This window comes from Cysteiniphilum marinum (genome assembly GCF_014857925.1).
Classification (GTDB): Bacteria; Pseudomonadota; Gammaproteobacteria; order Francisellales; family Francisellaceae; genus Caedibacter; species Caedibacter marinus.
Map to the genome: position 1 here is coordinate 1 of NZ_JACYVZ010000054.1, position 8,728 is coordinate 8,728.

Here is an 8,728-nt window from a genome sequence, read left to right on the forward strand (position 1 = left end):
AGGTTACTCAAATTTTACAAATTTTTCGTACCCACCTTGGTGTTCGCTCCGCTCACATTTTTTGATCAGCTGCACTACCGTTTGCTGAGATAAATTTGAATTCGCTTCGCCCATATCTGAAATTTAAAAATCAAAACTTAAGGCTTTAGCAAACCAAGCACCTCAATCTGAAAATCAAAGGTCACAAAAATTATCCTGTTAAGGAGGCAGGCTTTTCCATTTGTTACGATCATAAGTCATTGCCTGCTTAGCTAAACAAATCAATCGCTTTTAACTGCCTCAGGAATCCACGCTCGCTAGCTCGCTATAAAGCCTTCGCTTTACCGCTGTTTTGCAAAATCAACTGTCGAACCGAAATAAAGATAGCGCTTAAAGCCACTTTTAAAGCCCGCTATGAGGTTTTTTTTGAATTTGGGTACATTTCCTTATCCGTAATAATGAAAATCGGAAATAGACACATTTATGGCGATTTCTTTAATTCTTAACCGAAAAGTTCAGAATGTGTCCCAATAGCCACTAAAACAAGCTCATCTTCTTCAATCTTAAAATACATCAGAAGATCGTCTGGGAAAAGATGCAGTTCACGTATGCCTTTGTAGTTTCCGCTGAGTTCATGATCTCGGTATTTTTCTGGGATAGGCAAATCATTTGCCAAAAGATCAATGACATCGCTGAGAACTTTTAAGACTTTAGCGTTATTTTGATATTTTTTGAGCGTCTTTTTGTATGACTTTTTCTGTCTAACGATCCGCATTTTTAATCCATGCAGCAAGTTCATCTTTGAGTTCTTTCAAGCTAACAACCTGGTCATCGTCAGAATTATTTAGATCGAGCATTGCCTGATCCATAACAGATAACTTTTTCTTGCTGAGCTTATCGTTAAGCAAAATCCTAGTGTATGAACTAATGGAAAGCCCTGCTTCATGGGCTTTCTGCTTTAATTTAACCGCTAAATTATCATCTAGCATAACTTGAATTCGTTGCATAGGGCACCTTAATTACTCATTAATACTAATTGTTAGTAATTATTACTCAAAGTCGCTTGATTTGCAAATGCGCACTTGTGTAAGTCTGTTGACTTACCATTTGCAGCTAAAAAGCGAGCTTTGGAGTTTACCACCTTAGCCGCAGTTAGCGGCGACAGGGCGGCTGTTTTTGGATTTACTTTTGATGATTCAGCCTGTCTCTGCCGGACATATATGTCCGCAGTGACAGGCGGATAGCCTGCAATGATTTACCGCGCGGTTTACGCCCACGAGCAACGCGAAGTTGGTCGGTAAATCATATATATTAATTAACTTTTCGAGAATGTTGCAATGAGCAACATCGCAGAATTAAGTTAATTAATTTCTAAAAATTAAAGTGAAACCATGTTTTTTATATTTTTTGATGCTATCATTAATCCCAATGGAACTGATGAAGGCTGCAATGCCAGAAACACGTTAAAAAGTGTCTTCCTAAGCGCATGTACACCGGTGAGTCATGCCACACTACTTAGCTACCACAACAAGTTGGTTTCTAAAATAGTAAGGTGTCCGTAGCAACGTATGGTTGATTAGTTGCTCGTATTGGCAACGCTTAATCTTGTGCACTTGTTTGCATAGTCAGCAAAGAGATTCAACCAAGAAGCTGCCATCTTATCCCTAACGCTTACTCAAAAGGTAAAGCTTATTAGGTTAAGATGATTCCAATACTCAAGCGTAAGACTTGAGTCTATCCCTGAATGTTTAGCCCGACCGAATGGGCAAGCTAAGCATCTGGTATTTGATTGGTGTGTTATTGCAGAATGCAAATTTAGGAATAACAACGCTATAACCAATCAAACTAAGCTGAAAAAATAGCGCGTTGACGGCTAACGATAAAGCTACGAGGTGAACGACCTAAAACGTTGATCCGTTAATATCTGCTACGCAGAGTTAACGTTGCCATTTCAGCCATTTGAAACCCTTGTCGAAAGGTAAGGCTTGAGCTGAAACACTTACCATCAAACATAAATGGCAAAAAAACAAACTATGATGCATAATAGTGGTATCACTTTGATGTATTAAAGAGGTTTATTTATGAGTAGTACTAGGATTAACATTACGCTAGATGATGATTTGAAAAATCAAGCAACCGCATTAGCTAAAGATATGGGGTTATCATTCTCCGCATTAGTCAGGTTGTTATTAGCAAAAACAGTTAAAAACAAGTTATCAGGTGTAGAGCAAGGTCTACTAGACTATATCAATGGTGATGTTGTAAAAATGACATCAGAAGAGTTTTTTAATGAACTTGAACGAGACATTCAAAATGCTCGAAATTAAGAAAACCAAAAGATTTGAAAAGAGCTATAAAAAAGTCAAACATAAAAAGAGAATTATAGAAGAGCTTAAGATAGTAGTTCAGATACTAATTCAACAAGAGCAACTGCCTGTAAAATATAGAGATCATGAGCTAAAAGGCAAATTGGTAGGTATACGAGAATTACACTTAGGTTTTGATGATTTATTACTGTATTTCATTAGAAATGAACACAATGAATTGGTATTAGTTGATATTGGAACACATGCACATACGCTAGGTATTTAGGAGATAGGAAAATGGAGAATGTTCGACTGAAAAACTATATTGTGAAGGCGTTAAAACAGTACATCACGTTGATAGCATTAATGATGTTAACAGTACTTGTTATCTTGGGGTTATTTGGTCTTTTGTCGCTATCTCATATATGGCTTAATAGTTATGGGAAAAGCTATGAGGCAGCGGGCTTTTTTGCGGTTATAGCACTCTATTGTCCGCTTGTTTTTTGTATTGTTTTCAATGTAATGGAATACATGGACGATAAAAAAGATCAGCTAAGAGAAAAACAAAAAGAAACGTTATATGCTATAAGGCAGGATCAAAAAAGTGCCTAGGCATAACAATAACCAATTCAGAGGACAGATATTATCTGCGCTCAAGCATAACAAAGATGGATCTTTTGCAACACAAGATGAACGCAAAAGAATATTACTCAACGCATCTAAAGACTTAGTTAAGTGTGGCTTTGGGCGAGTAACACAACAGAACTATGGTGGGAGACATGCTAAAGCGTTAGCTAAGTATTGGCAGGGTCAAGGCATCGCGATTGCAACGGTAAAAAACCGTATATCTCATATGCGTTGGTTGGCTGAAAAATTTGGAAGACCTGAAGCAATACCTAAAGATAATACGGCTTTAGATATTGGACAAAGAACCTATTCAGACAATACCAAGAACCTGGCCAAAGAACTTGAAGTAGACAAAATGGAAAAGCTTAGCGAAAGGCAAGTTCTATGCTTGAAGCTACAGCGATCATTTGGGTTAAGACGTGAAGAGAGTCTTAAATTTAAACCAAATCAAGCAGATAAAGGCAATAAGATAGAATTGCAAGCCTCTTGGTGTAAAGGTGGCAGAGCAAGAGAAATCCCTGTAAGAACACAAGAACAACGTGAACTTTTAGAACAATGCAAAAAGATTGCAGGCATTGGCTCTATGATTGAAAAAGACAAAACCTATATTCAGGCACGAAATCTATTAGATAAAACCTGTCAACGTTCAGGAATCTATCACAATCATGGTTATAGGCATGCTTATGCTCAGGAAAGGTATAAAGAGCTTACTGGATTAAATTGTCCTAAGGCAGGAGGCAAAATTTCAACTGAGCTAACAGAGGAAGAAAAGCAAAAAGACTTTGACGCTAGGATGACTGTTAGTAATGAATTAGGACATGGAAGGGAAGAGATTACAGTTAATTACTTAGGGAGATGAATTTTCTTTTTAAAATCTCTACAAATTAGGGTTTCCATAAAAATTCAGGCCAAATTTACCACTTCGGTAAAAAACACAGTCAAATGACTGTTAAGAGACTCAATTAGCTCGGTTTTAGATCTTGTTAAAAACTATATGAATAGATATTTTAACGATATGCTTAGTCATACCACTAAGTTATACGAACATTTTAAAGCGTTCCCGTATTGAAGGGGTAGATCAGGGAGTTTTCAGAAAATATAATTTTGACCTGTATACTTTCATCAAATAACTACCGACTCTAGCATGAACGGATGTTTATTTTTAGTTTTTGCTTATTCTACAACCTAATTACTGTGGTCCCTCAGCAAAGAGCTCTTAACGTAACCCAATATTCAGGATAATCTTATGCGCTAGGCGTGTTAACCCTGCGATCATTGTGATACTATAGATCGGTGAATTTTAGACTGAAAAATTAGAATAAAAAGGTAATTTATGGCTAAAGGTACAGTAAACAAGGTGATTTTACTTGGACGATTGGGTGCGGATCCTGAGGTGCGCTATATGCCAAGCGGTATGTCAGTAGCGAATTTGCGACTAGCGACCAATGATGGTTATAAAGATCGTCAAACAGGGCAGTTTGTTGAAAATACAGAATGGCACCGTGTGGTAGTATTTGGCAAGCAAGCGGAAACTATTGCGCAATATACGCAAAAAGGCTCATTGCTTTATATTGAAGGGCGTATTCGCACCAATAAATGGCAAGATCAAAATGGTCAAGAGCGTTATACAACAGAGATTGTTGCCAATGAAATGCAGCTAATGGGTGGGCGCAATGAGGGGCAAAATAATGGCAATCCTCAGCAAGGCTATTCGCAGCCACAATTTAACCAACCATCAGCACAACCACAGCAGCCTGCAGCTGGTGCGTACAATCAGGCATCGCAGCAGGCAAAACCTCAAGCGCAGCCAGATTTAAGTCAGCTTAATGACTTTGATGATGACGATATTCCTTTCTGAGCGCGTTGAAGCTGCTCAGATTCTAGTGGGTTAAAATTCCACCGATGCAATTTCAGATTCGACATCGTAGCTATGGCAAGAATGTGTGAGGTGACTCTAGCATTGAAGCATTGCCGACTAACGTGGTTCTTAACCTAGACCGGGCTATGTGGAAGAAGTGACATTTTTGCATGATGACTTAAAAGTAACTTTGGCTATTTTCATGAGTTCATTTTAACGACCGTTAATATTAACCAACTTTTCATGTGTCTATTTTCATCAAATCACCATGATTTTTTTGTCAACTATTGTTGTTCACTTTTCCAAAGTCTAATAAAGCCAAAAATAGTAAGCTAAACCTAACTAAAATCTCTGTATACATTCTGATCTTGCATTTTTGTCACTTCTTCCACATAGCCCGTAGACAATGGGCGCGAGCAATTAACCAGACCGTAATGAAAGTTAATCCTCGTTAAGTGTCGTCAATGCCAGCCAGTCATTTATGGGTATTTCACTCTAAAACTGTCAGGGTGGTTCGTAAACGCAGCTACCTTAACACTATATACCATTAGAAAAGTTCGCCCTGCTTGCTTTTTGACTCACCTTTAGCCTCTAGAACCACCCCATACTTTTCTTTGACAGCTTTAGTAAATAAATCAATCGCATTTTCATGGTTTTTTAAGAACCAATTGATGTGATTAGCTAGATATTCATCGCGAATTTCTGGGTTTCTTAAATCATTTGGTACACGCTCCATTCTTGGGTCTACGCTATCAAACCCATTAAAAGGCTCTGCCAATCTAGCTTTTGTCATTTCAACGTATTCAGGGTTTAATTCAAAGCCAACCCCTTTTCTTTCTAATTGCTGACAAACGCGCAAGGTGGTACCACTACCTGAAAATGGGTCAAGGACAACATCTCCTTTATCACTGGAAGCCAAAATCATTCTTTCGATAAGGCCTTCAGGCTTCTGAGTTGGGTGATTCTGTCTGTTTGGATTGCTGTAGTGTACATGGGAAAACTTCCAAACATCTCCAGGATTGGCGCCTCTCATATTGTTTCTAGCCCTATAATATTTTTGGGGAACTCTTACATCATCAAGATTAAACTTGAAATTTTTGGTTTTATTAAACACAAGAACATCGTCATGTCGCGGAGAAAAACCTTTAGTTTTTCCTAAACCCTGAGTGTAATGCCAAACAAGCCAATTATTGAAAAATAGCTCTTGCTCTCTATCTAAAATGTCATAGAGATATGAAATAAATCTAACACCCATAAACACATACATTGAGCCATCATCTTTCAAAACTCTTTTAGCTTCAGACGTCCACTGCCTTGTAAATTCAAGATAATCATCGAAACCTTTAAGATCATGGTTATTTCCGTAGTCTTTACCTAGATTATAAGGTGGGTCAGCAACTATTAAATTTATTGAATTGTCAGGAAGATCTTTAAGCAAACTTATCGCGTCACCGCATTTTATTTCAATACCACTCATTATTACTTAATCCAATTATTTTGCTGCGCGTATTCGAGCCATTGCCCGTAGCCTTTTTTTGAAGCGATAAATTTCTTATCTAGGAGTTGGCAGAATTCCCACGTCGTTCTTTTTACGATTGTGACGTAATGAATATCCCTAACCTGAATTTGACCTGTACCGAGAGCCGGATTATAGCTAATATCGCTATCAGACAAATATTTGAGATCGTAGGCATTAAAATCCACAACCTCCATAACTCCCATCATCATTTTAGTTTCTTCATCGCGAGCGCTAAACACTCTATGTTTAATTGAGAGAATGACAAAAATGAAGTCGGGGTCTTTTATATACGCAGATCGTATCCTCGCGTAGGAAGTGATGTTAGGCGACTTCCCGCTCCCTTCTATATCTTTAGAAGTAGCTTTGACATCTATGTGACCAGTCACGGCACTACTTCGCTTTCTGGTCTTTTTGAATTGAAGAATTACATCAGCCATGTTTAGGCGCTCACCGGCCTCGATATTTATCAGATTGTACTTATTCTCTCCATCCTCTAAGGACTCTGTGAATATTTCGAATGCCCATGCCTCTACAAATGGCCCTGCGATTTTATTGACATTCTCCATTGGAATGCCAAGTTTTAGATTTGTATTTATTTCAATTCTGTTTTTTCCCGTATCCATTGCCTCTTTCATGATTGACTCAATAGATGACACAACAAAATTTGAACACTCTTGATAATCGTCAGATTCAACGGGTTTTTTTAGATCGTGACTTTCGTATGACATACTATTCCTGATTTTTAAGTTGTATTTCGAGCTTTCGGTTGCGTATAACAACAGCTCAAGCAGCAATAATGACCTAAAAGCATCATAAAGCCAAAGAAAACCACACAATTTTAGGCGGTCTACTCACCCATAGCCCGTTGCTGATTAGCTAAATAGTCTTTTAAAGAACCCTATTTTTTCCTTCTTAGAAGTTTCTTCTTGATTAAATTCTTGTTGGTCTAATTGAATTTCATTTGCTTCTTCTTTTTCTTTTTCTTGCACTATATCTTCGGTTTCAGGTTTGTCTGCCTTCTTTTCGATCTTAACTTTATTAGTTACTTTTTCTGGAGATGACTGTTCTTTTGATTGTTGACGTTCTTCTAGGAATTTAATTAATTCGTCTTTATCCATACTAGCTAGTAGTTTCTTCCGTTGATTAATCTCTTTTTGAGATAGTGACTGTTCCATCTTTGAAAGCTTTTTACTTTTTGTCTTGTCAGAAGCTTTTTCAACTTTGCGTTTAACCTTAAAGACAATACTTGTTGGGGTTCTTCCAGTCTTCTTTATATCAAAGTCTATAAGAATATCGCTATGGGCATTAATTTCATCTTTAGCTTTATCTAAAACCCTTACTCGTAAAGAACAAAAATCAGGGTATTTCTTTGTTAAATCAAGATTTTCCCTTAGTTTTTTAATACTTATTTCCTCTGTCCAGTAACCTTGATTCAAAGCTTTATTCTTCTCTAAATTCATTTTAAATGCTTCATATAACACAAAACTGTAACGACTTTTAAAGTTAGCAATATGTTTTATGTCATAGGAAGTAAATAACTCCTTAAGATTACTTAAATGTTGGCTGATATGTTCATTAAATTTAAATTCAAGCCAGTCGTGAGTTACTGGTTTATCTACCCTGATAATTAAGTTTTCAGTTCTTTCAATCCCGTTGGTAGGTTTGAAAGTATACTTTTTGTCCATCAATCTAATCAAGGCATCCCTATACACTTTATATGCATTGTTAGAGTTTAAATTAAAGGTTTTAACTAGGTCACTGATAGTTATTCTAAAAATCACATTTTTGTTTTCCCATCTAGGATTCAATGTAGCTACTGCATAATTCAATATCTGTAATTCTAGTTCTGTTGCATTAAAAATATAACTTTCAATTAAATCATTCGACTTAGTAACTATTAGGTCAGACATCGCAACTCCCTTTTACTACCATAATGTTTTTAATATCAATTTATCTAACTTGATATTTATAAGTAAGATAATATACCCCAAATCTGTTAGATAACAACCCCAAACTTGTAGGAAAATACTGAAATAGGCAACCCCAAATCCGTTGGAGTAAACCCCAAATCCGTTAGATAACATACCCAAATCCGTTGGATAAAAAAATCAGAAAAAACGCTACAGCCCTTTATTTACAATGGATACAGGCATGGTTAAAAAATAACACGAAACAAGGTAATTAAAATTACAAAAAACAAGATTAAAAACAAGATAATGCCGCGCGCAAAGAAAATGCAAAAATGAAAAACGCTAAAATTTCAAAAAAGGTTACTCAAATTTTACAAATTTTTCGTACCCACCTTGGTGTTCGCTCCGCTCACATTTTTTGATCAGCTGCACTACCGTTTGCTGAGATAAATTTGAATTCGCTTCGCCCATATCTGAAATTTAAAAATCAAAACTTAAGGCTTTAGCAAACCAAGCACCTCAATCTGAA

10 protein-coding genes are annotated in these 8,728 nt (G+C 36.8%); 5 read left to right on the top strand and 5 right to left on the bottom strand.

Annotation, left to right across the window (positions count from 1 at the left end; genetic code table 11):
* Positions 1 to 481: 481 nt before the first annotated feature.
* Both IE867_RS13620 and IE867_RS13625 read right to left on the bottom strand, forming a co-directional pair.
* Positions 482 to 754 (bottom strand): type II toxin-antitoxin system YafQ family toxin, encoded by a 273-nt coding sequence (locus IE867_RS13620; RefSeq protein ID WP_192485168.1) that lies wholly within the window; start codon positions 752 to 754, stop codon positions 482 to 484.
* On the bottom strand, positions 741 to 986 hold the full coding sequence (locus tag IE867_RS13625) for a hypothetical protein (protein ID WP_192485263.1): 246 nt from the start codon (positions 984 to 986) through the stop codon (positions 741 to 743). Before IE867_RS13625 ends, IE867_RS13620 begins: the two co-directional genes overlap by 14 nt.
* A gap of 1,074 nt (positions 987 to 2,060) precedes the next feature.
* On the opposite strand from IE867_RS13625, the gene IE867_RS13630 reads away from it, so the two are divergent.
* The 5 genes from IE867_RS13630 (at position 2,061) to IE867_RS13650 (ending at position 4,770) form a co-directional block, all read left to right on the top strand.
* The gene (locus IE867_RS13630) at positions 2,061 to 2,306 is read left to right on the top strand and encodes a type II toxin-antitoxin system RelB/DinJ family antitoxin (RefSeq protein ID WP_192485264.1); all 246 of its coding nucleotides are present in this window, start codon (positions 2,061 to 2,063) and stop codon (positions 2,304 to 2,306) included.
* A complete protein-coding gene (locus IE867_RS13635; protein ID WP_192485265.1) occupies positions 2,293 to 2,571 on the top strand; it encodes a type II toxin-antitoxin system RelE/ParE family toxin in 279 nt (92 codons plus the stop codon). The genes IE867_RS13630 and IE867_RS13635 overlap by 14 nt, the downstream gene beginning before the upstream one ends.
* An 11-nt stretch (positions 2,572 to 2,582) precedes the next feature.
* Positions 2,583 to 2,897, top strand: coding sequence for a hypothetical protein (locus tag IE867_RS13640; RefSeq protein ID WP_192485266.1), 315 nt, complete (start codon positions 2,583 to 2,585; stop codon positions 2,895 to 2,897).
* Positions 2,890 to 3,771, top strand: coding sequence for a phage integrase N-terminal domain-containing protein (locus IE867_RS14925; protein WP_192485267.1), 882 nt, complete (start codon positions 2,890 to 2,892; stop codon positions 3,769 to 3,771). Before IE867_RS13640 ends, IE867_RS14925 begins: the two co-directional genes overlap by 8 nt.
* 474 nt (positions 3,772 to 4,245) lie before the next feature.
* Positions 4,246 to 4,770 (top strand): single-stranded DNA-binding protein, encoded by a 525-nt coding sequence (locus IE867_RS13650; RefSeq protein ID WP_192485268.1) that lies wholly within the window; start codon positions 4,246 to 4,248, stop codon positions 4,768 to 4,770.
* A gap of 547 nt (positions 4,771 to 5,317) precedes the next feature.
* On the opposite strand, the gene IE867_RS13655 is transcribed toward IE867_RS13650, so the two are convergent.
* From IE867_RS13655 to IE867_RS13665, 3 genes are all read right to left on the bottom strand, one after another.
* A complete protein-coding gene (locus IE867_RS13655; protein ID WP_192485269.1) occupies positions 5,318 to 6,247 on the bottom strand; it encodes a DNA-methyltransferase in 930 nt (309 codons plus the stop codon).
* 2 nt (positions 6,248 to 6,249) lie between these two features.
* Positions 6,250 to 6,924, bottom strand: a complete 675-nt coding sequence (locus IE867_RS13660) for a hypothetical protein (protein ID WP_203250020.1) — start codon at positions 6,922 to 6,924, stop codon at positions 6,250 to 6,252.
* Positions 6,925 to 7,161: 237 nt separating this feature from the next.
* On the bottom strand, positions 7,162 to 8,199 hold the full coding sequence (locus IE867_RS13665; RefSeq protein WP_192485271.1) for a RepB family plasmid replication initiator protein: 1,038 nt from the start codon (positions 8,197 to 8,199) through the stop codon (positions 7,162 to 7,164).
* Between the last annotated feature and the right edge of the window lie 529 nt (positions 8,200 to 8,728).